Annotated in this window: 28 protein-coding genes; 12 read left to right on the top strand and 16 right to left on the bottom strand. The window is 40.6% G+C overall.

Annotated features, from left to right (window positions below; genetic code table 11):
* Positions 1-235: 235 nt before the first annotated feature.
* Entirely contained in the window at positions 236-1060 is an 825-nt protein-coding gene (locus tag EHO65_RS04780) for an SDR family NAD(P)-dependent oxidoreductase (RefSeq protein ID WP_135773031.1), read from the top strand.
* Positions 1061-1066: 6 nt separating this feature from the next.
* On the opposite strand, the gene EHO65_RS04775 is transcribed toward EHO65_RS04780, so the two are convergent.
* On the bottom strand, positions 1067-1441 hold the full coding sequence (locus tag EHO65_RS04775; protein ID WP_135773030.1) for a hypothetical protein: 375 nt from the start codon (positions 1439-1441) through the stop codon (positions 1067-1069).
* A 122-nt stretch (positions 1442-1563) separates the two neighbouring features.
* Between EHO65_RS04775 and bcp the strand changes: the two genes are divergently transcribed.
* Complete coding sequence (bcp, locus tag EHO65_RS04770; protein ID WP_135773029.1) at positions 1564-2043, top strand: thioredoxin-dependent thiol peroxidase; 480 nt, start codon at positions 1564-1566, stop codon at positions 2041-2043.
* Positions 2040-3533 (top strand): leucyl aminopeptidase, encoded by a 1494-nt coding sequence (locus EHO65_RS04765; RefSeq protein ID WP_135773028.1) that lies wholly within the window; start codon positions 2040-2042, stop codon positions 3531-3533. Before bcp ends, EHO65_RS04765 begins: the two co-directional genes overlap by 4 nt.
* Before the next feature lie 60 nt (positions 3534-3593).
* Here the strand turns inward: EHO65_RS04765 and EHO65_RS04760 are convergent, their stop codons facing one another.
* Positions 3594-4325 (bottom strand): matrixin family metalloprotease, encoded by a 732-nt coding sequence (locus EHO65_RS04760; protein ID WP_244243441.1) that lies wholly within the window; start codon positions 4323-4325, stop codon positions 3594-3596.
* A gap of 716 nt (positions 4326-5041) precedes the next feature.
* Between EHO65_RS04760 and EHO65_RS04755 the strand changes: the two genes are divergently transcribed.
* Positions 5042-5671: a lytic transglycosylase domain-containing protein gene (locus EHO65_RS04755; protein ID WP_135773027.1), complete on the top strand. Its 630-nt coding sequence runs from the start codon at positions 5042-5044 to the stop codon at positions 5669-5671.
* Here the strand turns inward: EHO65_RS04755 and EHO65_RS04750 are convergent.
* Both EHO65_RS04750 and EHO65_RS04745 read right to left on the bottom strand, forming a co-directional pair.
* Entirely contained in the window at positions 5668-6534 is an 867-nt protein-coding gene (locus tag EHO65_RS04750; protein WP_135773026.1) for an MBL fold metallo-hydrolase, read from the bottom strand. The genes EHO65_RS04755 and EHO65_RS04750 overlap by 4 nt on opposite strands.
* Positions 6535-6552: 18 nt before the next feature.
* Positions 6553-7392 carry a substrate-binding periplasmic protein gene (locus EHO65_RS04745; protein WP_135773025.1) on the bottom strand — a complete coding sequence of 280 codons (840 nt, stop codon included), beginning with the start codon at positions 7390-7392 and terminating at the stop codon, positions 6553-6555.
* A gap of 158 nt (positions 7393-7550) precedes the next feature.
* Here EHO65_RS04745 and EHO65_RS04740 point away from each other — a divergent pair, with 158 nt between their 5' ends.
* The 4 genes from EHO65_RS04740 to EHO65_RS04725 are packed head-to-tail and all read left to right on the top strand — an operon-like array spanning position 7551 to position 9820.
* Positions 7551-8288: an LIC10920 family plasminogen-binding lipoprotein gene (locus EHO65_RS04740; protein WP_135773024.1), complete on the top strand. Its 738-nt coding sequence runs from the start codon at positions 7551-7553 to the stop codon at positions 8286-8288.
* Between the two features lie 31 nt (positions 8289-8319).
* Positions 8320-8949 (top strand): Spy/CpxP family protein refolding chaperone, encoded by a 630-nt coding sequence (locus EHO65_RS04735; protein ID WP_135773023.1) that lies wholly within the window; start codon positions 8320-8322, stop codon positions 8947-8949.
* Between the two features lie 5 nt (positions 8950-8954).
* Positions 8955-9488, top strand: coding sequence for an RNA polymerase sigma factor (locus EHO65_RS04730; protein ID WP_135773022.1), 534 nt, complete (start codon positions 8955-8957; stop codon positions 9486-9488).
* Complete coding sequence (locus tag EHO65_RS04725) at positions 9485-9820, top strand: hypothetical protein (protein WP_135773021.1); 336 nt, start codon at positions 9485-9487, stop codon at positions 9818-9820. The genes EHO65_RS04730 and EHO65_RS04725 overlap by 4 nt, the downstream gene beginning before the upstream one ends.
* Before the next feature lie 75 nt (positions 9821-9895).
* On the opposite strand, the gene EHO65_RS04720 is transcribed toward EHO65_RS04725, so the two are convergent.
* Positions 9896-11860, bottom strand: coding sequence for an acetoacetate--CoA ligase (locus tag EHO65_RS04720; protein WP_135773020.1), 1965 nt, complete (start codon positions 11858-11860; stop codon positions 9896-9898).
* 112 nt (positions 11861-11972) lie between these two features.
* On the opposite strand from EHO65_RS04720, the gene EHO65_RS04715 reads away from it, so the two are divergent.
* A complete protein-coding gene (locus EHO65_RS04715) occupies positions 11973-12383 on the top strand; it encodes a hypothetical protein (protein WP_020768959.1) in 411 nt (136 codons plus the stop codon).
* On the opposite strand, the gene EHO65_RS04710 is transcribed toward EHO65_RS04715, so the two are convergent.
* Entirely contained in the window at positions 12380-12781 is a 402-nt protein-coding gene (locus tag EHO65_RS04710) for a 6-carboxytetrahydropterin synthase (protein ID WP_135773019.1), read from the bottom strand. The genes EHO65_RS04715 and EHO65_RS04710 overlap by 4 nt on opposite strands.
* A gap of 66 nt (positions 12782-12847) precedes the next feature.
* On the opposite strand from EHO65_RS04710, the gene EHO65_RS04705 reads away from it, so the two are divergent.
* On the top strand, positions 12848-13072 hold the full coding sequence (locus EHO65_RS04705; protein WP_008593840.1) for a DUF1858 domain-containing protein: 225 nt from the start codon (positions 12848-12850) through the stop codon (positions 13070-13072).
* Positions 13073-13087: 15 nt separating this feature from the next.
* On the opposite strand, the gene EHO65_RS04700 is transcribed toward EHO65_RS04705, so the two are convergent.
* The 10 genes from EHO65_RS04700 to EHO65_RS04655 form a co-directional block, all read right to left on the bottom strand.
* A complete protein-coding gene (locus tag EHO65_RS04700; RefSeq protein ID WP_135773018.1) occupies positions 13088-13306 on the bottom strand; it encodes a hypothetical protein in 219 nt (72 codons plus the stop codon).
* Between the two features lie 57 nt (positions 13307-13363).
* Positions 13364-14449 carry a hypothetical protein gene (locus EHO65_RS04695; RefSeq protein ID WP_135773040.1) on the bottom strand — a complete coding sequence of 362 codons (1086 nt, stop codon included), beginning with the start codon at positions 14447-14449 and terminating at the stop codon, positions 13364-13366.
* Positions 14450-14621: 172 nt separating this feature from the next.
* Complete coding sequence (locus EHO65_RS04690; protein ID WP_135773017.1) at positions 14622-15170, bottom strand: hypothetical protein; 549 nt, start codon at positions 15168-15170, stop codon at positions 14622-14624.
* Positions 15171-15186: 16 nt separating this feature from the next.
* Complete coding sequence (locus tag EHO65_RS04685; protein WP_135773016.1) at positions 15187-15534, bottom strand: DUF4180 domain-containing protein; 348 nt, start codon at positions 15532-15534, stop codon at positions 15187-15189.
* Between the two features lie 12 nt (positions 15535-15546).
* Positions 15547-16338, bottom strand: a complete 792-nt coding sequence (locus EHO65_RS04680; RefSeq protein ID WP_135773015.1) for a hypothetical protein — start codon at positions 16336-16338, stop codon at positions 15547-15549.
* 63 nt (positions 16339-16401) lie between these two features.
* Positions 16402-17922 carry a rod shape-determining protein RodA gene (gene rodA / locus EHO65_RS04675; protein WP_135773014.1) on the bottom strand — a complete coding sequence of 507 codons (1521 nt, stop codon included), beginning with the start codon at positions 17920-17922 and terminating at the stop codon, positions 16402-16404.
* On the bottom strand, positions 17919-19859 hold the full coding sequence (gene mrdA, locus EHO65_RS04670) for a penicillin-binding protein 2 (protein ID WP_135773013.1): 1941 nt from the start codon (positions 19857-19859) through the stop codon (positions 17919-17921). Before mrdA ends, rodA begins: the two co-directional genes overlap by 4 nt.
* Before the next feature lies 1 nt (position 19860).
* On the bottom strand, positions 19861-20364 hold the full coding sequence (gene mreD, locus EHO65_RS04665; RefSeq protein WP_100708168.1) for a rod shape-determining protein MreD: 504 nt from the start codon (positions 20362-20364) through the stop codon (positions 19861-19863).
* On the bottom strand, positions 20364-21467 hold the full coding sequence (mreC, locus tag EHO65_RS04660) for a rod shape-determining protein MreC (RefSeq protein WP_135773012.1): 1104 nt from the start codon (positions 21465-21467) through the stop codon (positions 20364-20366). Before mreC ends, mreD begins: the two co-directional genes overlap by 1 nt.
* Positions 21468-21518: 51 nt before the next feature.
* A complete protein-coding gene (locus EHO65_RS04655; protein ID WP_008595388.1) occupies positions 21519-22541 on the bottom strand; it encodes a rod shape-determining protein in 1023 nt (340 codons plus the stop codon).
* A 188-nt stretch (positions 22542-22729) separates the two neighbouring features.
* On the opposite strand from EHO65_RS04655, the gene EHO65_RS04650 reads away from it, so the two are divergent.
* The gene (locus tag EHO65_RS04650) at positions 22730-24286 is read left to right on the top strand and encodes a Ppx/GppA phosphatase family protein (RefSeq protein WP_135773011.1); all 1557 of its coding nucleotides are present in this window, start codon (positions 22730-22732) and stop codon (positions 24284-24286) included.
* Positions 24283-24957 carry a hypothetical protein gene (locus tag EHO65_RS04645; protein WP_135773010.1) on the top strand — a complete coding sequence of 225 codons (675 nt, stop codon included), beginning with the start codon at positions 24283-24285 and terminating at the stop codon, positions 24955-24957. Before EHO65_RS04650 ends, EHO65_RS04645 begins: the two co-directional genes overlap by 4 nt.
* Positions 24958-24959: the final 2 nt, after the last annotated feature.

Raw genomic sequence — 24959 nt, 5'->3', positions numbered from 1 at the left:
CGGCGGATGTTTTTGGGGATTTAGATCATTCTTCGTATCGTTTCCGGAAAAAAAACAATTGGGAAGAGCCAGAGAGATCAATAAAAGAAAGAATGGGTATACAATTTTACTAGGAAACATTTCGGAAGGATTCCTTAAGACAAAATCAGGAATCCTCCGAAATGAGATAGAAAATTTCTTTTTGTGAGAATAGTAATTTAAGGCAGTTTAGTCTTACGATTTCCGAGGGAATGATATGAAAACCGTAAAGGGAAAGAGAATTTTAATCACCGGGGCCGCAATGGGGATGGGAAAAATTTACGCCCAACGTTCCATCCAGGAAAATGCATCTGCGCTCGTTCTTTGGGATGTGAATTCGAAAGCGTTACTCAACTCCGCTAAAGAACTAAGATCGACAACAACGAATATTATCACCGACATTGTAGATGTTTCAAATCGGGAAGAAATCCGAAAGGCCACCTCCAAGATAGAGTCCAAGCTAGGTGGGATCGATATAATCATAAATAACGCAGGCATTGTGAGAGGAAAGTATTTCTGGGAACACGATCCTAAATCGGATATAGAAGCCACGATTGCAATTAATACGTTAGGCCCAATGTATATTACTAGATTTTTACTTCCGAAGATGTTATCAGACAAATCGGGCGATTTCAGGATTGTAAACATTTCATCTGCGGCAGGGTTGGTCTCTAATCCCAAAATGAGTGTGTATTGTGCTTCGAAATGGGCCGAAACAGGATGGAGCGATTCTTTGAGATTGGAATTGATCCAAGCCGGTTTCGGACATATAAAAGTAACTACTGTGAATCCCGCGTATATTTCCACAGGAATGTTCGAGGGGGTTAAGGGAATGTTGTTCACTCCCATACTTTCCCCGGAATACGTAACTTCAAAAGTCTGGCAGGCGATGAAAAAAGGAAAACCTAGATTACTTTTACCTTGGACTATATATCTTTCTAACGCATTAAAAGGGATACTTCCGATCTCAGTTTTTGACTGGATCGCGGATAAAATTTTCGGAGTTTATAAAACTATGGAAGATTTTAAAGGAAGATCTTAAAACCGCTTAGATAGACATTCCGTTTTTCTTGAGTATGTCCAAGGCGGTTTGTCTTAAGATCGGATGGACCACAAAATCTTCCGGATCCGGAGCTTTTCTTTCGGGTTCGGGATTTTTGAACTTATCAGGCCCGATCCATTGGGAAAGCGCCCATATCATTCTTTGGAAAATTTCGTCTATCCTTCTCTGATATCCCGCCTTCTTATAATAACCGTAAGCGAGGATCGGGAGTTTTTTCTCGAACATGAAATGGTCTCCTAAACGAATTAGCCCGTCCTTGTATTCCGTTTTCAGAAAACATTCCCTGGCTTTTCGGATATCACCTTCGTTGAAGGCCTGGTTTCCCTGACGGATCAGTTCCATTCTTTCTTTAGGATCCATATATTTACTGTCGGCCGATTTTCTAATTTCGCAAGGCTTTTTACCTTCTTCTTCCCTTCTGAAAACGGAAACGAAACAAAAAATCTTGTATAGAAGCCGAGTTCCCCATCATTTGTCTTTGTATGAGTACTTTAAAAGTGGGGTCCAAGGCCCCTAGTTTTACGACCCTGAACCAAGACGGGGAAAAGGTCTCTCTTAAGGATATGGCCGGAAAAAAAGGTTTAGTATTATATTTTTATCCAAAGGACCAAACCCCAGGCTGTACGACCGAGGCCTGTGATTTTAGGGATAATTTTGCGAGACTAAAAAAAGAAGGCTACAACGTAGTAGGTGTCTCCAAGGATTCAGTTAAGTCCCACCAGAAATTTATAGAAAAACAAGAACTCAATTTTACCTTACTCTCGGATGAAGACGGAAGTATCTGCGAGGCTTATGGAGTCTGGCAGTTGAAAAAGTTTATGGGAAGAGAATTTATGGGAATTCTCAGAACCACATTCCTGATCGGAACAGATCTGAAAATTTTGAAAGTTTATCCGAAGGTAAGCGTGAAAGGTCACGTGGATGAGATACTCGGAGATATCAAGGCGTTGGACAAAAAATGAAGATAGAAAAGTCAAAAATCAATTTTAGTATAGGGAAGAACACTTCCAAAAATATTTATAAAGTAATCCCAGTTACAAAAGACAATCTTCCTAAAGAATTGGAGACCAAATTTTCCGACCAGATCCGCTCTGGGATATTCTCCGCAGAATCCGGACAAAGTTTTACTGATGAATCTGAAAGAATTATCTATCTAGGTTTGGGGAATTCCAACAAAGTAAGCATTCGATCCGTAGCCCAGATCTTCTTAAACATCGGCGAAAAACTTCGCAAATGGGATTCAGTGGGATTAGAGATCAAACTTACTAGATTTTTGACCAAAACTCTTTCTCCTTCTTCTTTAGTTTACCAGATCGCAAATTCAATCGATCTAGGCGCATTTCCAATCAATGTTCTTACCAAAGATTTTAAAGAGAAAAAAAACAAATTCGGAAATGTAAGTTTTGTATTAGAGGATCCTAATGCAGAAAAATCAGCGAAAGCCGGTTTGGATAAATCTAGAGCAGTCAGTAAATATGTGAACGGTGCGAGATATATCGCTCACCTTCCAGCAAATCATTTCACTCCGGAAGAATTTGTTTCTCGTTCCAAAGAGATCGCAAAAGAAGCAGGATTAAAGATCACTGTAATGGACGAACCCCAACTTAAAAAAGAAAAGATGGGTGGAATTCTTGCAGTTTCCCAAGGTTCAGACAAAAAACCTAAGATGATCGTTTTGGAATATAACCCACCTAAAGCAAAATCCAAAAAGAAATTAGCACTGATCGGAAAAGGACTTACATTCGATTCCGGTGGGATCAGCATCAAACCTGCGCAAGATATGCATGAAATGAAATATGATATGTGCGGTGCCGCTGCGGTGATCCATGCGATCGGTGCAATTGCAGAATTAGGACTTTCCGTTCCTGTAATCGCAGCGATTGGAGTGGCGGAGAATATGCCGGATGCGGCAGCTCTGAAGCCGGGAGACGTTTACACTGCTCATAACGGACTCACTGTAGAAGTCCAAAACACTGACGCGGAAGGCCGTCTCGTATTAGGAGATGTTCTTTCTTATATTGGAAAAAAATACAAACCGGATTATATGATAGATCTCGCAACTTTAACTGGGGCAATCATCATTTCCTTGGGCCATGAAGCCGCTGGAGTGATGAGTAATTCAGACAAACTGCGCGGTCTTCTGGATGAGGCTTCAGCCTCTTCTGATGAAAGGACCTGGAATCTACCTTTATGGGAAGAATACGGCGAAGATCTAAAGAGTGATATAGCAGATTTACGTAATATTGCTGGGCGCCCTGGCGGAAGCCTTTCTGCTGCAAAATACCTGGAACGTTTTGTGGATTCAGGAATTGACTGGGCCCATATTGATATCGCAGGAACAGCTTGGAGAAAGAAAGCATCCGGAACCCAAATTGGAAACGGCCCAAGCGGATACGGCGTGAGACTGCTTGTAGACTTAGCTGAAAAATTAGAAAAAAACCGGGGAGTTTAATCCCCGGCAATCTTCGATCCGCACCAAGGAAGACCGACCGGTTTTACCGTTCTGGGGTTATCAGTCTTCCTCTTCCATATTTATATTTCCGAATACCGCAAACGAAGGTACGGTATATTGTTTTAAGTAAGTAAACTCGGATTGTTTCGTATAAAGACTGGAATCATCAATCGAACCTGGTGGCAAAGAAGTATCATACAATGCTTGTGCAGCATGCATTTCAGTTCTGCTAGGTTCGAAAACATTTCCGGTTAACATAGGAAACATCAGATCTTTTGGATCTTGAGAATGTTGTAATCCAAGGCAATGCCCTACTTCATGAGCAACAGTCGCAATGATGTATTCTTTTACATCAATTGTACTTCCTTCCATTCTCATTGCATCTGCAGTCGCCTTAATTCTATCTGTAAAAATAAAAATTACACTATTTTCTATCTTGGTAGCCGCGGAGATAGAACAAGCCGCAAGATAAAAAGGATTAGAAGAGAATAGTTGGCAGTCTTTTGCATTCTTCTGAGAAATACCTTCTACATGACATTTACCGGATTCAGTAAATGCTATAGTATTTCTCATTCTATCCACCCTGGTCTTAGCAGGATAAACGTCTATCCCAAGGCCCCATTTCTGAGCGGCTGCTTTCGTAAGTTGTAGTCCGCCTTTCATTTCTTCTCCGTATGTTATCCAGAGAAGCTGTTTTTCCTCCCAAGTGAGATCACTAGATGGATCTCCCATTTGGGTACATTGTGAAAATGCAATAAGGCATAGTACGGATAGAGCTAAAGATACCCTCATTATTTTTCCCCAGAAAATATCCGATTTCAAAGTTTTTGTTTTTAGAAAACGGATCCGACGAATATGGATTTAGCTTTTTGTAATGTATCTTTAAATTTTCTCTACCGCGGGATCGATCATCGCGAGTGAGTTTTTTCTTTCTTATTCAGACTTGTTTGTTCAACAAATCCCCGGTTCTAATCATTATGACGAAGCAGTTACAGAAATTTGCATCAAAAATTTTATTTTTAGAAAATTATATTAAATAAATCGAATGTTATATTTATTCAGGTTTGAGAATCGTTTTGAGAAGCGAACGCAAATAAAAATACATATTTTAGATTAGTAAATTTATTTCCAAACTTCCACTAAACGTTCCGATCTATATTTTAGGATTTATTTACACCGAAAGAATTATTTTCCGTTTGGAAATTTCTTTCCCACTACTTCTTTTTGAGAAGCCCTCGCAAGTAATTCAAATATAGATTTATAGAAGAGCAAAAACTAGAGTGAAAGAATAAGTGCTACGCTTTCGGAAATATATTTCCAAAATGGAAAATGTTTCCGGTGCTTCTTCACTGATTCGTTTTCAATTTCTTAAGGGCCAGATTCATCCCCAAAAATCTGACTTTTTTACCAAAACCCCAAAAACCGGGCGGTTTTTTACTTGGCCCGTAGTGCGATGCAAAAAAGCTGGTCATAGATGGTGCGATGCACCATAAGAGGAGGCAAGGAGAATGCTCCAGCCTAAAGTTAGAAAAAGATACATATTCATCGCCTCGTTACCGCTACTTTACCAATCTCTAGTAGCCCCAATCGCGGGTTCCCTAATAGGAAAGAGCGCGGTTGGTAGGAACTCCCTCCCAGAATCCACTCAAATCAAAGAATACATTCGCTCCGAAAGGCCAAGCCTTACTGAACCAGAGCTTGAACTTCTCTCTTTAACCGTAGAAAAAGAATCCGAAAGGATCAATGACAGCGCCTGTGGAGTTTATTGCCAAAAAGGAGAGAAGGCAGGGTTACTTCTCGGGATCATAAAAACAGAGTCTGAATTCTATAGAAAAGCAAGATCCAAGAAGAATGCACTGGGGCTCATGCAAATCATGCCGGGGACCGGATCTTGGATCGCATCCTGGGAAGGAAAACATATCAAGAAACAAGACCTACTGGAGCCAGAAACAAATATCCATCTAGGAGTCTCTTATCTGAACCATTTATTGGAAACCCATGAGGGAAATATCCGCATAGCTCTTCTCGCTTATAATGCGGGACCGGGGGCGGTTAAAAAATGGGGAGGAGTTCCTGCCTACGCTGAGAGCGTATTTTCAGGCCAGGAAGAATATTTAGGAAGCAGGGAATCATTCTAACACGTTTGCATCCATAAAACGCAGGACCTAAGCATCTCGCTCATACGCTTCCGATCCGTATGAGCGGGGTGCCCGTGGCCTGGAAGAAGCCACTCAAAATTATAATTCTCCAAGTCCCTCATGGACTTGGTTTGTTCTTCCCAAGAATACCAACAAGCACCTTTAAAAGCGATCAGTCTCTCTTTCTTAGGATCAAATGCTAAATGATCCCCGGAAAATAGAAATTTATGTTTATATAATAGAGTAGAATGTCCTCTTGTATGTCCAGGGCCGGGAATTATCAATAGATCTTCGCTAAGTGAAAACGGCTCTTTCCCTTTGATCACTATTTCCGCATTTGGAACTGCGGATAGATCTCCTTCATGAATAATCCTTTCTGTCCCAAAGTCTTGGTGAAATTTTTCGTGATCTGCTACATCATCTCTATGAGTTAGAAAATGATATTTAATCCCGCCCAGATTTTTTATTTTTTCAGAAAGTGACGGAATATATCTAGGAGAATCTACAAGTACGTTACCTTCTTCTCGGACAATTAAGTAGGAGAAGGCGCCGAATGAATCCTTAGAATGAAAACCGCAATGATAGACCTCGTCTTGGATCCGTCTTGGGAAAGATAATTTTGCTTCTGTAAGATCAATCCGATCTTCCGTTCCAATGGAGGCTGTGGGACAGGCAACTAATGCTTGTAAGGCTTGGAATTTTTCCGATTCTGATTCAGGTTGTTTTTTAACGAAGGAACCGGTTTGGTCTTCTCCAAAAATATCGCCAGCCAGTATCCTACAGGTTTCACAATCGATACAACTGGAATCCACATAGATCTGTCCGGGAGAATTTTGGGCTTTTCTTTTTGCCAAAGTCGCCATACGGATTAGACTGTTTCTTTATTTCACCCAGTCGTTTCTGTTAAAATACTTATCCTCTAAACTTTTTAATTCTCCTGTACGTTTGAGTTCCGACAGAAAAAATTCAAAGTTACGGGAGAAGTAAATATCACCCTTAGGAAGTAAAGCGCTCACATGGTTTTCCTGAACAGGTTCTATGAGTGCTCTGAAATTGGATAAAATACTTCTTTGTTTGAGAAGCAAACCCTTGATATAAAGAGAATCTCCCACAAAACAATTTGCTTGCCCTTCTTTCACTGAATTCCAAGCGCTTTCCATAGAACCGTAAGTGAATATTCTGGAATTAGGAAAAATACTTAAGAGATATTCATGGCTGGCAGAAAATGCTCTAACCGAAAAGCTAAGCCCGCTTACGCTATCCAAGTCTTTTACACTTCTGAAATATACGGTAGAGATAATATTTCCTTCCGGAGGAGGAGGAAGTGCATTCTTATTCACCAATGCACCAGTAGTAGAAACTAAATAAGGAGAACTGAAACTTCCTTTTTTAGATCTTTCTAATGTAGAACTTAAACCGGAAAATGCAATATCTGCTTCTCCGCTCTTGATTGCTTCGGCGTAATCCTCAAATTCCGGACGGTTTGTGAATGTGTATTTTACTCCCAAGAACTCTGCGTATTTTTTTCCGAGTTCCGCATCGAATCCGGGAAATCCTTCCTTTGGATCGGAGATATAGAAAGGGTCGAAGTTACGGTTTCCAGTGACTCTCAATTCTCCCCTTTTTTGGATCTCATCCAAGCGGGAATTTGAGATACCTTGAGCGAACGCAGGAGAAAGGATCAAAAAAGAAAATAGAAGTCCGAATATTCGAAACACCATTCTTTTATATTTTCTTAGCCCTTATGGATCAAGGGAAAAAACAAGTATCTATCATACTCCAGTCGATCAGATAACTATATAATTTTAGAAAGAATCAGGGAACGTTTTTGCTCTTCCGGGTTTACTTATATATACAAACAGAATCCTGGAATCTTATTTTGAATCCTTCTATCCATTTGAGCTTACATAGTCCGCAAACCTATCTAGTATTTTTCTTATTTTGTTTTTTATCCTGCGAGAATCGAGATGCGGATAAAGTAAGTTTAACCGTTTTTGGGGACGGGGTTGCATTCAATATCGATGGGGAATTGGACATGGACAAGACCGCAAGTTGCGGAACTGCAACTCCTTATAGTTCTTCCAGCACGAGTACGACTACAACCAGTACGACAAGCACAAGCACTACGAACTTATATACAGTGATCACCAGATTATATTTTAAGACCGGAGAATATCTCTATCTCAAGTTCTTATACGATGCTACCCAGAACCAAGGATCAATCGATTCCACCCAAGGGTTTTCTTATTCAGGAGGAATAGGCACATCTGCAGTGGTTTCCAACTATGGAAAAATTTATTGGGGAGGAAGTGGTGTTCCTGTGGATACAAGTGTTTCCAGTTCTCAGGCTCTTTCTTATCTCACTGTGGATTTAGATCTGGTCGGCACAGCAGTCTCGAGCGGAAGTGTAGCTCTTTCTCTCACTCAATGTTATACGGTGGATAATATCAATTGTACTTCTGCAACTTCTACAAGTATGTGTTATACACAAGATGGGGAAACTTGCTATAATACGCAGAATGTTTCAGGTCCTTCTGTAAGTATAAAAGGAGAAGTGAATTGTACAAGTAGTACAATTTCTTCAGGAAGTTCTTCTAGCACTAGTACCACACAATAAAAATAATTCGTCAGAAATAGTAGGTGATCACTTGGATTTTAATAAACTTAAATTATTCGTTCTTATTTTACTGGTTTTAGGATCGGGGAGTTTCTTATTTGCAGAGCCTCCACCCCCTCCTCCATTCAGCCCGGAACCGTTCGACTTCTTCATACCGGGAGGAGGTCCTGGCCCGAGAGAAAGAGAAGATAAAAATTTTGAAAGATTCTCCAAAGAACTTTCTTTAACCCCGGAGCAGATCGAAAAATCAAAGGCGGCAACTGACAAAAGACAGAATATCAGCCGAACTTTGGGAGAGAAATTACCCGCTCTCCACGAATCTTTGCGTAAACTATTAGAATCTCCTAAAGTGGACCTAGTGGCGGTGAAATCCAAATTAAAAGAGATCAGCGATATTCAACTCGAATTAAGATTTCTGCATATACAAGGAAGACTGGAATTTGAAGCGATCCTGAATCCGGAACAAAAACAAAAACTAAACCAACTACATAAGGAAAGATTAAATAGGCTAAAAGAAAGAAGGGACTTTCCGCCCCATCGCCATGGTCCGCCTCCTCCGGGAGATAGAGATTGTAAGAACCTGTCCATAAATGGCCAGGTTCTTGAAGCCCGAGACCAAATTCTTATTAATAACCTAAGTTTTGGTGCGGACTATAGATAGATAGAATGACGGAACCAGAATTAATCCGAATCATAGAATCCAGTAAGGAGACTGTTCTCAAGTCCATCCGCCGACATATTATGCCTGGGATGGCTTCCTTAGTTGAGGACTTGGTCCAAGATACATATTTAAGATATTATCTTAAATTCAAGAATAGGCCTAGTTTGGATCCCCAAGATGCAAATCGTTGGTTATATGTCGCTGCCAGAAACGAATGCAGAAGAGCCATTCGAAAATGGAATAGAGAAGGAAGAGCTTATTTGAAACTACAGGCTGAGATAAAGGTTTCCGCGAAAAAAGAACAAGATATTGCAGCGATCGAGCCTGATCCGGACAAACGTAAATGGATGGAATCCCAAATTAATCTCTTGCCTTCTCCATATAAAGAAACTATGATACTTAGGTTGGGTGGCGAGAAGATGGAATCGATCGCTAAAAAACTGGATATCTCCGAAGGAACAGTCAAGTCCAGGATTTCCAGAGCAAAAGAATGGCTATCCCGATTCGCGTCGAATCAAAAGGGAAGAGAAGAAAAATGAAAGAACCTTATATCGATTCCGATCTAGACAAAAAAATCGGATCTCTACTTAATGATCCCGATCTTGCAAAAAGGATTGCAGGCAAAGTAATCGCCAAGGCAGAAATCCAAGAAGTTTCTAATAATATATTCGTATGGCAAGCAGCGATTGCAGCAATTCTACTTTTAGGATTAGCAGGACTTGCTACATTCTATATCCGTAACGTTAAAGAATCCGAAAATTCTTATTCTGACTCGCAAAACTCTGCGGAATTCTTGGCTTCTCCTATTGAAACAGAATATCTTTGGGAAAATACGGATCTGATCATAGAAACTTCTTTTTCAGAAAGATAGAAGATCAAACTCATTCCTAATCACCTAATATTAAGAAGAAGTTCCACAAGACTAAATTAAATCTCAATATTGAGATCAATCTGTTTGTAACTGCGGAATATTTTTATAATATTCTAATGATTCAGGATTGATCAAAGCATCTTGGTTCGTTACAGATTCCCCTTGCACTGTTTTTTTTACCGCAATTTCCACCTTCTTCATGTTTCGGGTGTAAGGAATGTCCGCTACTTGGATGATCTTAGATGGAACATGGCGAGGAGAAACCTTATCCTTTATTTCCATTTTGATCTTAGATTCAAATGTTGGATCCAAGACTGCACCCGGAGCCATCTTTAGGAATAGGATCACTCTAACATCATCCTTCCATTCTTGACCGATCACTACCGAATCTGCAATTTCAGAAATAGTTTCAAGCAAACTATATAAATCCGCAGTTCCAATACGAACTCCACCCGGATTTAATGTGGCATCCGATCTTCCGTATACTACCATCCCACCATTGGGAAGAATTTCTGCAAAATCACCATGTCTCCATATATCGGAATACGTATCAAAATATGCGCTTAGGTATTTTTTTCCATCCGGGTCATTCCAGAATTCCAATGGCATAGATGGGAATGGTTTAGTACAAACCAACTCCCCTTTTTGTCCTTGGACTGATTTTCCGGAATCATCAAAAATTTGGACGGACATTCCAAGCCCTAAAGATTGTAATTCTCCGGAGTGAACAGGTAAATTAGGATTTCCTAATGCAAAACATCCGTTCAGGTCGGTTCCCCCTGAAATAGAAGAAAGCCTTAGGTCCTTCTTCCAAGATTCGTAAACATAATCGAATCCGTATCCTGGCAACGGCGATCCTGTAGATAATACCGATTTGATGGAAGATAGATCCACGCTTGGTTTGTATTTTTCCTTCTCCAAGCTAAGAATATATTTTGCTCCTACACCGAATACTTTCACCTTACGATCCGAAACATAACGGAATAATACCCCTGGATCAGGATGGAACGGATTTCCATCGAATAGATGAACTGTAGCCCCTATAGAAAGAGAACTTACAAGCCAGTTCCACATCATCCACCCACAGGTGGTATAATAGAAGATCCCATCTCCTTCTCTCAAATCAGTATGTAGCGCGAGTTCTTTCCAATGGTTCAGAAAAACTCCGGAGCCTTGGACCATACATTTTGGAAGTCCTGTTGTCCCGGAAGAATACATGATATATACAGGATGATCAAAAGATGTTTGGTAAAATTCAGGGTCCTTTCCCAGAAAAGATTTATAAGATTCTTCTAATGGAATAGAGTTCTTAGGAAATCCATTTGTGATATTTTTCCCATCATTTGATCCTAAACTGGGATATTCAGAAACTAAGATCTTTTTCAGATCCGGAAGTTGGGCAGAGATCTCTTCGACAATTGTCGCAAGCGGAAGTGATTTCCCTTTAAATTCGTATCGATCTGTGGTGATCAGGATTTTTGGTTTTATCTGACCGAATCGATCCAATACTCCTTTAACTCCGAAATCAGGAGAACAAGATGTCCAAACAGCTCCGATACTTGTAGCAGCTAACATTGCAAGAACCGTATCAGGAACATTCGGCATGAGTCCTGCAATCCTATCTCCAGGTACTACACCTTCCGATTTAAAATAGGCGGCGAGTGCTCCTACTTTTTTATAAAGTTCAAAATAGGTCAGGCTCTTCTCCGCTCCACTTTCTCCTCTATAAAAGATGGCAATTGTATCGTCTTTTTTCCGAAGTAAGTTTTGGGCAAAGTTCAGCTTTGCTCCAGGAAAGAATTGAGCTTCTCTAAAAGTTTTTCCGGGTTTGATGACTTCGTCGTACGTTTTGGAATGAATGACTGGGGTAAATTCCCAAATGAGTCCCCAGAATTTTTCAGGGAATTCAGCCGACCAAGAATGTAACTCTGAGTAATTCAGGAATTTTTTACCGATCTTTTGTTCGGCAAAATTTTGAAATTCTGTAAGTCTTGAGTTTTGAATGAGTTCGGGACTGGGAGTCCAAAGGGTTTGATTCATGTCCGGCCTGTTATCTTCGTTTTTTTCAATCGACGGTCAACAGTAAATTAGTTGTGAAGCGAAAGGCATTCCGTAAGATTTGTGAGTCGATAAGAAGTCCGGAGTTTTCCAGTTGTCTGACCTGAACCATCTCAACCTGCCTACGATCCTATTTTTATGCGTAAGTTTGGTCTACGCATTCCACGGTTTTTTGCACCAGTTAGTAGTGGGAGGCGCAATCTCAGTCTTCCAACATCCTGACGAAAGACAGTCCAGAATGATCCTAATGGTTTGGATCGCAACCGGCGGGTTCATGAGTTTTCTGGGACTATTGCCTACGGTCCTTCTTCTTTTATACGGAGCTGATTCCGAACCAGTGAAGGCTGTTCTTTGGACCAATACCTTGGCCCTTTGTTTTTTAGCGGTGCATTTTGTTTTATGCGGAGTAATGAAACTTCCCCGCCCTTTACGGATCGGTTTTTATTTCACGATCTCTTATGCAGTGGCAAATTTAGTTTTTCTTTTTACGTACGGTAAGATTTAATTTGGTTCGTAGTAAGCTAAGTTTTCCGGACCTTCGTGGATTACGATCCGATCTACTTTACCCTTAGCCTCGGCCACACTGTCCTTTAAGCCATAGTAAAACCAACGAGCCATATTTTCAGAGGTTGGATTGGTCTTCTTAAAATCAGCGTGATCATTAATCAGAATATGGTCTAACTCAGCCACTAACTCCTTAAGCTTACGCTTAGAGGTTAAAAAGTCGAAACTGATCCCGTCTTCTCCAATATTCTTTTGGCCCGAGAGATAAACTTCCACCTTAAAGGAATGGCCATGAATTGGCTCATCCGAGCCATCAGGGAAGTATTTATAAAGATAATGAGAAGATTCGAACCTTTCTTCGATACGAATATAGAATTTGCCGGTTTCTTGAAAAAACATGGAATTGACTTTGGCCTAGGGAGTCTATATACTGGAACTTAAACCAGTACTTAGGAGATTTTCCCCATGTCGGAAGCGGTCAAGCCAAGATTTTTTAAAGAAATGACAGTAGGCGAAGCGATCGGTCTTCATCCTGAAGCAGGATTGGTATTTTCAAGTTATCATTTAGGCGGATGCTCTCATTGTTCCATCAACGAACTCGAAACTATCGAGCAAGTTTGTATGGGCTATGGTGTAGAAGTAGATGTTTTACTAGATAGTTTGAATAACCTACTCGAGGACGGAGAGTAATCTCTCCGTCTTCTTCTAATCATTAGCGAAGCAACTTCCGCCAGCGACCAGTGATTCCGTTAGGCAAGCATTCTGTCTTGCCGGGTCCGATGAGCCATCAGTGCAGGCATTATACGAAACAAGTATAGCAATACAACCCATTTGTTTCCCATCATTGATATCATAACCTGGATCGATCTCACTGCAGGAAGCAAGAACCGAACATAAAGATAAAAGATACACGTTATACTTCATTTACTAAAATCAAACTCCAGGGCAGCAAACAATACGCGCAGTCGCCTATAAAGGAAATCATAAAATAAAATATTTCCTGATTTTTTCGGACTCTCCACTCTCCGGGCAATCCAACCAATTTAAAAGTTTAGTAAGAGACTTATCCCCTTTTCGACTAAGAGAAAGTTTATTTAATGCACCTCTAATCCCCCAATACTTCCTGTAATCGGGCATTTTTGGTAACGGAAAATCCAAGCTGATAAAAGAAAGCCCCACTTTAGTATTTCCCATATCTGTTCCTTTTCTCATTTTTTCCAAATCTTGAGCCACTGAATCCAACGTTTTTCTAAACTTAGAAAGTGAAGAAGGATTCTCTAGCTCTACTGCAGTTTGGTATTCTCCGATCCATTCTCTGATCTTTGTATATTTTTCTCTAGTCTCCATCGCAGAAGGAATGATCTCTGAAAATTTAGAAGCCGATTCGATCACTTCTGCAACTATGGGTGGAAGAACTAACTGGAAATTATTCATCTTTCCAACAGGAGTCAAACTTGTGAACATCTTCATCCTCTCGTTATCGATCCATTCTTTTACTTCCGAATTTATATCAGTATGAGGTTCGAATAAAGGGACTTGCTCGAGTAAAGAAGCACGAATTGGATGAGCCACGTAATGCGCTCCTAGGAAGGAACTGCGCCCCAGATTCCCGGCAGCTCCCCAAACCACTTGACCGAAATACTCATGAGGAGATTGTTTATTCTTTCTATACCCTTCTAAATTTTCTTCCTGATGTTTTTTCATCTGATCAGTGACACATAATAATTCTAAGGCTTTGTTTCTGGAATCGGCAACTTCGGGGTTATAAGTCGGTATATCTACCGAAATAAGTAGATTTCCATCCAAGGAATCTAGACTTTCGAAGGAATTCCAACCTGCGGAAAACTTATGATCATAGAATATTTTTTCTCTTAGAACAAGTTCATTAATCAAATGAAATAGACTTTCTATCTGGACACAAGCGGTAGAAACTTCCGTCCAATCATAGGAATTTGTCTCTTTATTTATTTTTAATTCTCTGGAATTCGAAAAATCAAGGCCCTTTGAATATAGATCGAATAGACTTTCGAATGTCCAATTGTCCCAGAAAGAAGTATTGTATTGCATCGTGAAGGTTTTGGATTTTCGCACTGAGACGGAAAATTGCAACCTAAATTACGTTATATTTATGTTAGGTGGGTTTTCGAGCGAGGTTTCATGCGAAGCCGCAAAGAAAGGAAGATCTTCCCGGAAAATTCAAGAAATCCAAAGCAAATTCTTAACGGCTTGCGGAAACTTATTATTCTTCTGATTTTCCTAGAATAGCATCGTAGATCTTCTCGGCTGCAATCTCAGCAAGTTGCTCCACAGTTTTTGCATATTCAATTTTTAAGGTTTGGATCTTAGGTGCATTTACTAAGTCTAATTTATACAAAGGATCCTGTCCTTTATTTAGGATGATACTAGCCTTCTCTACTGTTGTATATTGCTTGTCCATTCTAGGGGTTACGGATACGAATAAGGAATCCTTTGCTTTAGGCAGACCATATTCAATATCTAACTTATATTTTCCCTTTAACTCATAAAAAAGTGCATCTCTAAATTGTAAATATACCTCAGGAGTTGCTTTATTTGTTTTCTTCTCTATTTTGCCCGACTTTGTTTTTGTTTCTTCCGTAATAATTCCGTATTCGTAAGTAAGATCCAAATAAACCTTTTTAGATTTAAACTCTGATAGATCTGAATATCTTTTTCCTTTAACTTGAAAACCCTCTCCTACAGAAATCGAAGGAAAGCATCCCAATAAATTTATTAAAACCAATAATATAGCAATTCTTGAATATTTCATAATTCCTCTTTAACAGTTACTTAAGTAGTTGGACGGCTTCCGCTAAAGTCCCTACAAAGATCACTTTGCCGTTTTTATTACTTTCGTAAATTAAATCTTTAAAACTTTTAGAGGCAATATTAGAATAATCGCCTATTATTATAAATCGTTTCTGATAATTGGTGATCTTTTGAAAGATCTCTCCGGCAAACCCTGTCTTTAGATCAAAAAAAAGCTCAGGAAAATGAGAAGAATGGACCGCAACTGTATCACTGGCTGCAGAATATATCAGATCAAAGAATGAATCTCTATCTTGAATGAGATAGTCCTTATCTTTTAAAAAGGAGATCGGACCTTTTTCGGAATCTAATTCCTCGAAAACCATAAGATCCGATATTCACTCACCCTTCTGGGGAATATAATAATATCGGATTCCTGCCTTGCGGAAATAATAACGGATCTCGGAAGATTGTTTATCAGTGGGTTGTAATCTTCTTTTAAAAGTATCTTCAGGAATACGGAATGTATCTCCTAAAGCGTCACATCTAAAAAACCTATTCCCTTCCGGGTAACGGATCATGAGTAAGGAACCTGGTTCGGTTTCCCAGGCTCTACCTTCTCCTTCCCAAGAAAAATAAATGGATCGGCTTGGGAAGATAGGATATTTTTTTCCTTCGTAGAGTACCTTGTCCTTGTTTCTATGTACGTTTCTGAATATCTTTTTAGGTCCTGATTTAACTATAAAATGAACAGTACCACATCTGAAAGTGAGAAGTAATGGAATTCCACCCAAGGAGCCCGGCTCTATTCCTGAACCGGAAACATTAGTTGCAACTCTGTTTGTGTTTTCTGCGATCCTTCCTAATGTGGAGCGCATCGACTCATCCAAAAATTCTACTGTATCATCTTTGCGGATCTTCTCTAATTGTCTGTAGATACGATCGAATTCTTGCTTTTCGTAGGCCTTGTTTCTGACAAAACCATCCAACTGTCTTTTTAGATTGGAAAGTCTGGCCTTGAAATATGGAGTATCATTCCTGGAAGCGACATCGAACATTTCTTCCCAGAGTGTTTCTAATTCTCTGACTTCCGAATCTTGGTCGAAGGTATTCTTCTCCACTTCTTCCAAGATATAGCGGAACTTTCTTTTCAGATCGAATAGAAATCTGGAATCTTTTACTCTTTCCATGCCGGCTTAGATAGAATATCGGCAGGCTTTTTTGCAAAGTCAGCCATTTTACCGATCCAAATTTTAGTTTGCGTGTTTTCTCATCTTGATGGAGAGAATGATCCCGACCGCTGCCATGGACATAAGCAAGTGAGAACCGCCGTAACTCATGAAGGAAAGTGGGATCCCTGTCACCGGCAATAATCCAAGCACAATCCCGATATTGATCGCCATATGATAGAATAACATCGCAACGATCCCTGACGCGAGTAAAGATCCGAATCTGTCCTTACTTTCGTAACTGATCTGTAGTCCTCTAAGTGGAATAGAGAATAAAAAGAAAAGCAAGAATACGGAACCTATAAAACCAGTTTGCTCCGCCCAAGATGCGAAAATGAAGTCTGTGCTGGATTCAGGAACATGAGGGATTTTTCCTTCCGTCATTTCCGCGTTTAAAAATCCTTTTCCTACTAATTTTCCGGAACCCACTGCAGGTTTAGATGCTCTGAGTTGGTATCCTGCGTCTTGTTTGAACTCATCAGGATTTAAAAATGCAGTCAATCGGATGACCTGGTTTTCTCGGAAAGGAACAGTTTTCATCACGACTACAGCCGAGATCAAACTGATCCCGAGGATCCCGAGAGGAATATAATAAGAACGTAATGTTTTACTTCCTCGGGCAACCCTAAGCAAGATCATAATAATACTGAATATAATAAGTGTTGCGCCTACTCCGATGAGTAATCCTTGGTTAGAGAGTAACTTAAATATAAAACTACCTTCTAGGTCGATCACCTGATCGAATACTTCTCTCAATGCAGCGATCGTTTTGGGTGTGAGATTTGCTCCGGCTATATCCTTACCGTCCAATACCTGCCAGGTTTTTCCACCCAATCGGTTCACTACGGATAGAAGGTCCGTTTTTCCTGTTCTTTGTAGAAATGCGAGGATATCGTTCAGCAATGTAAGTTTGGAATATTCCACATACATAGGAAGAACAAGTGAGATCCCTCCGAATGTAATAAAGGAACCGATGTGGAAATAGTCGGCTCCTCCCAAGAATAACATTGTGAATAAGATAGGTAAGAAGGATACAGCTGTTCCGAAGTCAGGCTGTAAAAGTATCAAAGCCATCGGTAATAGAACAATCCCGAACGGAATGACTAGTACCACGAGCTTCTTCATTTCTTTTTCTTTTAAGACTAGATACTGACCGAGTAAGATCACTGTGGCAAGTTTTGCAAATTCGGAAGCTTGTAATAAGAACGGTCCAATCTTGATCCAAGATCTTGCACCCCGACTGGAAGGAAGATAACCGATCCATTTTACTAGAGTGAGTGCTAATAATAAAATAGCGAACCCATAGATAAATAATGCATAAGCCCCGATCAATTGGTAATTAACCCGAGAGAGGAACCACATAATGATCAGTCCGAGTAGGAAAAACAAAAACTGTTTGAACCATTTATGGCTCATGAGTCCGACACTCGGATCATCAAAATTATATTCTTGTGAATATAATGTAAGAACACTGCAGATCACCACAATGATGACCGAGCCTACTAAAAAGTAGTCAATCCTATCTATGGAACGATCCGACATCATTGTATATTCTCCGGTGCTACAGGAGCAGTTTCAGGTATCTCTGCAGTTCTTTTGAAACTTCCAGGAGGGAAAGCAGCTCTAAACATTTCTCTTGCGACAGGTGCTGCTCCGGCCGCTCCACCCACTCCGTATTCTACGAATACAGCGACTAATACTTGTTCGCTGACAGGTGCATTTGCAGGAGCATATCCTATGAACCAAGCGTGGTTGGATCCGGAAGATCCTCTTCTTCTTGTTTGGGCTGTTCCCGTTTTTCCTGCGATATCAGGAAGCCCAGGTTTATTCAATACGAATGCTGCAGTTCCATTTTTCACGACCAATCTAAGTCCTGTTTTGATAGCTTCTACCGTGGAAGATTGGATCGGAATATCGCTTAGTCTCTGAGGATCCGTTCTATTGATAATGGAATTGTCTAATGGATCTCGGATTTCGTTGACTATATAAGGTTGATAGATCTGGCCTCTATTCAATAATCCTGCATAGAACAAAGTCATAGAAAGAGGAGTAACGGACATGAACCCCTGTCCAATGGAAAGGTTGATCGTATCTCCATCGAACCATCTGGTTCCATAAATTCTTTTTTTCCATGCAGGAGAAGGGACCTGACCTGCAATTTCTCCCGGAAGATCCACTTTGGATTTTTGATCCAACAAAAATAAACGAGAATAGGTCAAGATAGGATCAGAACCAAGTTTATATCCTAGGTTATAAAAATACACGGAGCATGATTTTTGAAGAGCATGAGCCAGGTCATTCGTACCATGTCCTCCTTTCTCCCAACAATAGAAAACTTGGTCGGGAACTCCGGCAAATGTGGATTTTAAAGTATAACTACCATTACATTGATAGCTTGTTTCAGGGGTATAATCCACCTTATGCCCACTTTCCAATGCGGCAAGTGCAACTAACGTTTTATAAGTGGAAGCAGGCGGGAATTTAGATTGGATCGCAAGATTTAAAAATCCACCGTTTGCATCGACTCTCTTATAATGTGCGGTTCTTTCCGATCTACTTTTTCCGGAGAGAACATTCGGATCATAACTTGGATTAGAAGCCATGGCCAAAACTTCCCCGGTAGAAGGACGCATAGCAATCGCAGTTCCTCTTGCACCTTTTAGGGCCTTATACGCGGCTAGCTGAATGTCTTTGTCTATAGTAAGAACTAGATTGTTTCCGGGAGTAGAATGTTCCACTACCCTTTCTTCTTCGATATTTCCCTCGGAACTTCTTTTTTGGATCCGAAATCCGTCAGTTCCTCTAAGTCTTGAGTCGTACTGGAGTTCCAAACCATCTTTCCCAAGCCACTGGTAAGATTTTATCTCACGGGTAAGAAGGTCCGTTTTACTCGGTTTACCTATATATCCTGTAACATGCGCAAGTGCGGGACCCATTTTATAGATCCTTCTGGGAGAAGGAACTAAAATCACATATTTAGATATATTATCAAAAACTGATATACGCTCTTGTTGAGCCTTTGAAATGGCTTCTAAAAGTACGAATGGTTTTTTAGTCTTGATCTTTTTCGAAAATTTCGGCTCGAGTAAGTCCTCTTCGTAATAGGACATAGGGATTGAAAGAGTTCTCGCAAATTCCTGTAAGAAATTTTTAACCTTAGTCGGATCGTATTTGAGTAAAGAAGTGTTTAATACTGCATCCAAACTGGAATAATTGGAAACAAGAGCCATAGATGTTTCAGGAGTAAGAAAGTTTCTATCGAACATTTCTCCCCTGGCAGCAGGAATTGTCTCACTTTTTCGAACGAACTTCTCCGCCTTTAAAGAGTTATCAGTTCCTTGTACGATCTGAAGGTTGAATAGCTGGATTACGAATGCGATTAACGCAAATGCAACAAGCCCGGAGAACATGTACAACCTTAGCCTGAAACTGCGCTCCAGTCTAAACTCTGTGGCTGAAGAAGATCCTCCTCCCCCCAACATTTTAGCCTTCCGCCTGCTCCAATCTGTATAGTTTACCTAACACCCAGAAGAATATAGGAGCGATTGCCCCATTAAAGATTGAGGTGCTGATGATGGAGTAATTTAAATTTTCATGAAAGAACAAAGAGAATAAGAAATAAGAAGCAATCCTTGAGATCAAAGTCACAACCAGAGAATACAACATTATGGAAATCTGATTTTCATGGTAAGCGGGTCTTGCAAACTTCCCTACAATATAACCCATGATACAGAATGTAAGAGAGTGAAGTCCTATTTTATAGGTAACAACATTCCCCACAATTTCTCCGCCCAAACCTGAATCAGAAAGTAATCCGCCAAAAAATCCGATCCAGATCCCGGCCATTGTTCCTCTACGGAGAGCAAAGAATAGAACGAAAATCACCATAAAGTCCGGTTTAAATCCGGAAATCTCGAATAAGTTCGTACCATTTAAGAAGTGGGAGATCAAAATCCCGGCACCAATGACTATATATTCTAAGATCATCAGTTTGTTTCCTCATCGGAGAATCCCGAACCGTTACCTTCCGGTTTTTGAGGTTTAGGAGTTTCCACAGGTTTGTTCCCGTTAGGAGTCGGCGATTTCGGTTCTCTATCTTCTTTAGGATAATTTAATTCACCGAAGTAAGGATTTTCTATATTGATATTCTGTCCTTCCGGCCATGTCTCCGCCCATTTTTCAGGAAGTTTCATTAGGATGGTGACTGACTCGAGCATATCGAAACGAACAAAAGGTTTTAGGAAGGCAGTCTTAAAACTTCCGTTGCGGGGACCTTCTTCAGTAATTATACCCACAGGAATTCCAGGTGGGAACATTCCGGAAGATCCAGAACTATATACAGGTTTTCCGATCTTACTTAAAGATTCGGTGTACTGGATCATCTCACTTGGACCCATTGGGTAATCTCCGAAAATCCTCGGATCAATGATGATACCACTATCAATATAATTCATCAATGCTTCCATTCCTCTCCCGGAGTTTCCGGAAAGAGTAGCCCAGAGATTACTTTCCGGAATGGAAACACCCATATTATAATTGGAATTGATGATAGGCTGAACCACTGCGGATCCACCTGTAACCGCGATCACCTTTCCCACTAAAGCTTCTATAATTTCACCCTTTTGGTTCACCGCTCTTGCAGTGACGGGCATATAAGGTTTGATGCCTGCTTCGGTACCTTTGTCTATAATGATAGTACGATAGATGGAATTTAAACGAACGGAAAGAACTTCCGCTTTGACTGTAGAATATTTTTGTTTAGTATTAAAACGTAATTCTCTTCTGAGACTTTCGTTTTCTCTACTCACTCTTTCCAGATCTTGAGGGAGAAGTTTATAATCATCTATAGCAGCAACGCAGGCATCTCTTTCCTGACGAACCGCTTCAAAAGATTCTAATTTAGTATAAGCACCTTTGAAAAAAGAACCCACTCCGTCGATGGAACCGGAAACGGAATCCCCTACTCTCTGAAAACTTGCAATCCCTCTGACTAAAACATTACTCTTGAAAGTCAGGGATAGAAGAGAGAATACAATACAAAATAAAAGGGAAACGGTTTCCTTACTTTTATTAACTTGAAGCCAAAGCATAAAAAATTCCGTATCGGACTCCAGTCGTCAAACCGGAGACCGAGATCCGAATTAACGGATCCCTGGTTTTAGATACTTAACTTCGTCCAAGAATTTTCCGGTTCCAAGTACCACGCAGGTCAGAGGGTTTTCCGCTCTGAACACAGGCACACCGGTTTCTTTAGAAAGATAGGTTTCTAATCCGCGAAGAAGACATCCTCCTCCTGTAAGAACGATCCCTCTTTCTACGATATCCGAAGCAAGTTCCGGAGGAGTTCTTTCCAGAACTCTTTTGATCCCGTCTAAAATTTCGTCGGTTGGTTCTTTAAGAGCCTTACGGATCTCATTGGATTCTAATTCGAGAGTACGAGGTAATCCGGAAATTGCATCCCTACCTTTTACTTCCATGGTCTCGGTTTTTTTCTCAGGGTAAGCGTTACCGATAGTCAGTTTGATATCTTCCGCAGTTCTTTCCCCAACAACCAGGTTGTATTGGTTTCTTAAATATTTGATGATTGCATCGTCGAACTCATCACCACCAGTTCTGATGGACTCAGCGATTACCATACCGCCAAGAGAGATAACAGCGATCTCGGTAGTTCCACCACCGATATCCACGATCATATTACCAGCAGGTTCATTGATCGGAATATTCGCACCGATCGCAGCAGCCAATGCTTCGTCGATCAAGAAGATCTCGCGCGCACCTGCTTGTTCTGCGGATTCACGAACCGCACGTCTTTCTACCTCGGTGATCCCGGAAGGAACTCCAATAACGATCCTAGGTTTTACGAAAGTAGTTCTATTATGGACTTTTGCAATGAAGTAGCGGATCATTTTTTCGACTGTTTCGAAGTCCGCGATCACCCCGTCTTTCATAGGACGGATTGCTACGATCTCGCCGGGAGTACGTCCCAACATTCTCTTAGCTTCCTGGCCTACTGCGAGCACTTTGCCCGTAGCTGCGTGGACCGCTACTACGGAAGGCTCGGAAAGAACGATACCTTGCCCTTTTACATGGACGAGAGTGTTTGCGGTTCCGAGGTCGATTCCCATATCGTTGGAAAATAATCCGTATAGCTTATCGAATATCATTTCTATCCTTTGCTGCCAGAAGGCTGGTTGATCTTATTTATTATCTGCAAGATCGGTGAAAATCTCTAGGATTTTACGGGCGCGATCCAATTCAATATTTCCTGCCCGATCCTTACGGGCAATTCCAAAACAAAAAAAACGAAAAACAAATTGGAACCCATTGCGACCTCCATAAACTTGGGGAACTTATGGTTCGGGAAAACACCCTAGCTGCCATCGATCTAGGCACAAACTCCTTTCACATGATTATCGTCCGGGTCCGAGAAAACGGGACCTTTGAAGCAATCGCCCGAGAGAAGGAGAACGTTCGTCTCGGAAGCGGTTTGGAAGAAGGAGGAGAGATCGACCCTCCCGCATTTAGGCGCGCAATCGAGTGTTTAAAGCGTTTTAAGATGCTCGCTGATAATTCAAAGGCAGAGATCAGAGCAGTTGCTACATCTGCAATGAGAGAAGCTTCCAATCGTGCCGAATTCCAGGCCGCAGCCTTAAAGGAAGCAGGAATTAAAATAGATGTGATCAGCGGATATGAAGAAGCCCGACTCATCTATTTCGGGGTCCTACAAGGTCTTCCAGTATTCGATAAAAAGGTCCTACTTGTGGATATAGGCGGAGGAAGTACCGAAGTTTTAGTGGGTTATAGAGGAGACATTCTGTTCTCCAAAAGTTTCAAATTAGGAGCGATCCGACTCACGGAAAAATTCCTAAAATCAGAAACCCTGGATTCTTCTCAGATACGAAAATGTAAACTCTATGTGGAAGAGATCATTCTTCCTTTCAGAAAGATCATCCGAGATCTAAAACCGGAAATGATCATCGGTTCGTCCGGAACGGTTCAGGCAACTGCAGGTATCATTCGAGCATTCGAAGGAGAAGATACCGAAGAGAGGCCTTTAAATCATTATACATTCCAATCTTCAGAATTCAAAAGAGCAAGGAATATGATCTTAGAAGCGGACACTTCTAAAAAAAGAGGTAAGATCCCGGGCTTTGATTCCAAACGTTCTGATATTATCGTGGGCGGGATGCTGATCTTGGATGAATTATTCCAATTATTGGACCTTCCGGATATGACAGTATCCGAGTTCGCCCTTAGAGAAGGGATTATTTACGATACCATCAGAAAATGGGAACACTTCCAGGACTTAGAACATTCCAAACACTTAGATGATATCCGCCAAAAGTCCATCCTGAACCTTCTAGTTTCTTACACAAGGGACCAAGAATATGCCCGCCATGTTTCCAAACTTGCTTTGGATATATTCGATCAAATACAGTCCATACATAGACTCGGGAAAGAAGAAAGAGAATATTTGGAAGCTTCTTCTTTGCTGCATGAGGTAGGACTATTCATTTCACATTCTGCCTATCATAAACATAGTTATTATCTGATCCGAAATTCGGAAGCGATGCTTGGCTTTACCTGGGGAGAAATAGAGATCATAGCACTCACTGCAAGATACCACCGCAAGAGTTCTCCAAAATCTAAACATAGAGAATTCCAAAGAGTCGGCCCAAGAGAACAGGAAACAGTCGAAAAACTTTCCGCAATTTTAAGGATCGCGAGTGCATGCAATCGGAACAGACAGGGATTGATCGAAACTGTAAAATGCCAGGTCCGAAAAAATCAGGCAATTTTCACCTTGGTCACAAACCAGAACTACGATAAAAGTCTGGAGCTTTGGGCATGTGAAGAGCAGGCAAATGCATTCGAGTCCGCTTACGGAATGGTGCCTTTATTTCAGTGAATAGATTTCGATCTTTCTGCTATTTTGCAGCCTTCGTTTTAATCCATTATAGTTTCCTAAACTGTTTTACGGTTTTTCCTTATAAACAAGAAACGATCGATTCTCGTTTATTGGATAAAAAAGAAGAAGTGATCCTTTCTAATAAAGGAAGGATAGATTATGAATTCCAAAATTTCGAACTTGTCTTAAAAATAGAAGCCGCCTCCTTCCAAGAAACGTTAGAAAAAAGGAAAACCTTAGAGACAAAGATCGTTCATTACGATTATAGGAAGACAGACGGATACAGACAACTGGATAACGATGATAAACCTTGGAACAGATATATCCTAGGAATGTTTGCCGATATCGGTGCACTATTCGAATGGACAACAATCCCCTTTCGAACGATTTCCAGAAAGAAAGAAGAAGAAACAATATCAGAGAATATTATAAAATCCGAAAAGACAAAAATTTTCGATCCCAAAGATCTCGAGCTTATATTAAGAGCAGAGAATACCGAGTTCTTTAACAAAAACCCGAATTCAGATACGATCCGTATTCCTCTTACTGAGATCCGTAAATTTTTTCCAAAAACAAATTCTATCGAGGCGCTACTCTATTACGGAAAAGAAAGGATAGAATACCAAAACATCCCGGTAGCGGAAGAGATCCGTAAGATGAAATTGAGATAAAC

It is taken from the genome of Leptospira andrefontaineae, from assembly GCF_004770105.1.
In the GTDB taxonomy this organism is placed as follows: domain Bacteria; phylum Spirochaetota; class Leptospiria; order Leptospirales; family Leptospiraceae; genus Leptospira_B; species Leptospira_B andrefontaineae.
This window is presented reverse-complemented; position numbering and strand designations above follow the sequence as displayed.

What these genes read in the sequence shown, in the direction of transcription:
- EHO65_RS04685 (WP_135773016.1), bottom strand. Translation starts at nt 15,534, where the DNA reads ATGGTTTTCGAGGAATTAGATTCCGAAAAAGGTCCGATCTCCTTTTTA.
- EHO65_RS04705 (WP_008593840.1), top strand. Translation starts at nt 12,848, where the DNA reads ATGTCGGAAGCGGTCAAGCCAAGATTTTTTAAAGAAATGACAGTAGGC.
- mreC (WP_135773012.1), bottom strand. Translation starts at nt 21,467, where the DNA reads ATGCTTTGGCTTCAAGTTAATAAAAGTAAGGAAACCGTTTCCCTTTTA.
- EHO65_RS04690 (WP_135773017.1), bottom strand. Translation starts at nt 15,170, where the DNA reads ATGAAATATTCAAGAATTGCTATATTATTGGTTTTAATAAATTTATTG.
- EHO65_RS04750 (WP_135773026.1), bottom strand. Translation starts at nt 6,534, where the DNA reads ATGGCGACTTTGGCAAAAAGAAAAGCCCAAAATTCTCCCGGACAGATC.
- EHO65_RS04680 (WP_135773015.1), bottom strand. Translation starts at nt 16,338, where the DNA reads ATGGAAAGAGTAAAAGATTCCAGATTTCTATTCGATCTGAAAAGAAAG.
- EHO65_RS04655 (WP_008595388.1), bottom strand. Translation starts at nt 22,541, where the DNA reads ATGATATTCGATAAGCTATACGGATTATTTTCCAACGATATGGGAATC.
- EHO65_RS04720 (WP_135773020.1), bottom strand. Translation starts at nt 11,860, where the DNA reads ATGAATCAAACCCTTTGGACTCCCAGTCCCGAACTCATTCAAAACTCA.
- EHO65_RS04765 (WP_135773028.1), top strand. Translation starts at nt 2,040, where the DNA reads ATGAAGATAGAAAAGTCAAAAATCAATTTTAGTATAGGGAAGAACACT.
- EHO65_RS04650 (WP_135773011.1), top strand. Translation starts at nt 22,730, where the DNA reads ATGGTTCGGGAAAACACCCTAGCTGCCATCGATCTAGGCACAAACTCC.
- EHO65_RS04780 (WP_135773031.1), top strand. Translation starts at nt 236, where the DNA reads ATGAAAACCGTAAAGGGAAAGAGAATTTTAATCACCGGGGCCGCAATG.
- EHO65_RS04730 (WP_135773022.1), top strand. Translation starts at nt 8,955, where the DNA reads ATGACGGAACCAGAATTAATCCGAATCATAGAATCCAGTAAGGAGACT.
- bcp (WP_135773029.1), top strand. Translation starts at nt 1,564, where the DNA reads ATGAGTACTTTAAAAGTGGGGTCCAAGGCCCCTAGTTTTACGACCCTG.
- mreD (WP_100708168.1), bottom strand. Translation starts at nt 20,364, where the DNA reads ATGATCTTAGAATATATAGTCATTGGTGCCGGGATTTTGATCTCCCAC.
- EHO65_RS04700 (WP_135773018.1), bottom strand. Translation starts at nt 13,306, where the DNA reads ATGAAGTATAACGTGTATCTTTTATCTTTATGTTCGGTTCTTGCTTCC.
- EHO65_RS04775 (WP_135773030.1), bottom strand. Translation starts at nt 1,441, where the DNA reads ATGGATCCTAAAGAAAGAATGGAACTGATCCGTCAGGGAAACCAGGCC.
- rodA (WP_135773014.1), bottom strand. Translation starts at nt 17,922, where the DNA reads ATGATGTCGGATCGTTCCATAGATAGGATTGACTACTTTTTAGTAGGC.
- mrdA (WP_135773013.1), bottom strand. Translation starts at nt 19,859, where the DNA reads ATGTTGGGGGGAGGAGGATCTTCTTCAGCCACAGAGTTTAGACTGGAG.
- EHO65_RS04710 (WP_135773019.1), bottom strand. Translation starts at nt 12,781, where the DNA reads ATGTTTTTTCAAGAAACCGGCAAATTCTATATTCGTATCGAAGAAAGG.
- EHO65_RS04695 (WP_135773040.1), bottom strand. Translation starts at nt 14,449, where the DNA reads ATGCAATACAATACTTCTTTCTGGGACAATTGGACATTCGAAAGTCTA.
- EHO65_RS04755 (WP_135773027.1), top strand. Translation starts at nt 5,042, where the DNA reads ATGCTCCAGCCTAAAGTTAGAAAAAGATACATATTCATCGCCTCGTTA.
- EHO65_RS04760 (WP_244243441.1), bottom strand. Translation starts at nt 4,325, where the DNA reads ATGAGGGTATCTTTAGCTCTATCCGTACTATGCCTTATTGCATTTTCA.
- EHO65_RS04725 (WP_135773021.1), top strand. Translation starts at nt 9,485, where the DNA reads ATGAAAGAACCTTATATCGATTCCGATCTAGACAAAAAAATCGGATCT.
- EHO65_RS04745 (WP_135773025.1), bottom strand. Translation starts at nt 7,392, where the DNA reads ATGGTGTTTCGAATATTCGGACTTCTATTTTCTTTTTTGATCCTTTCT.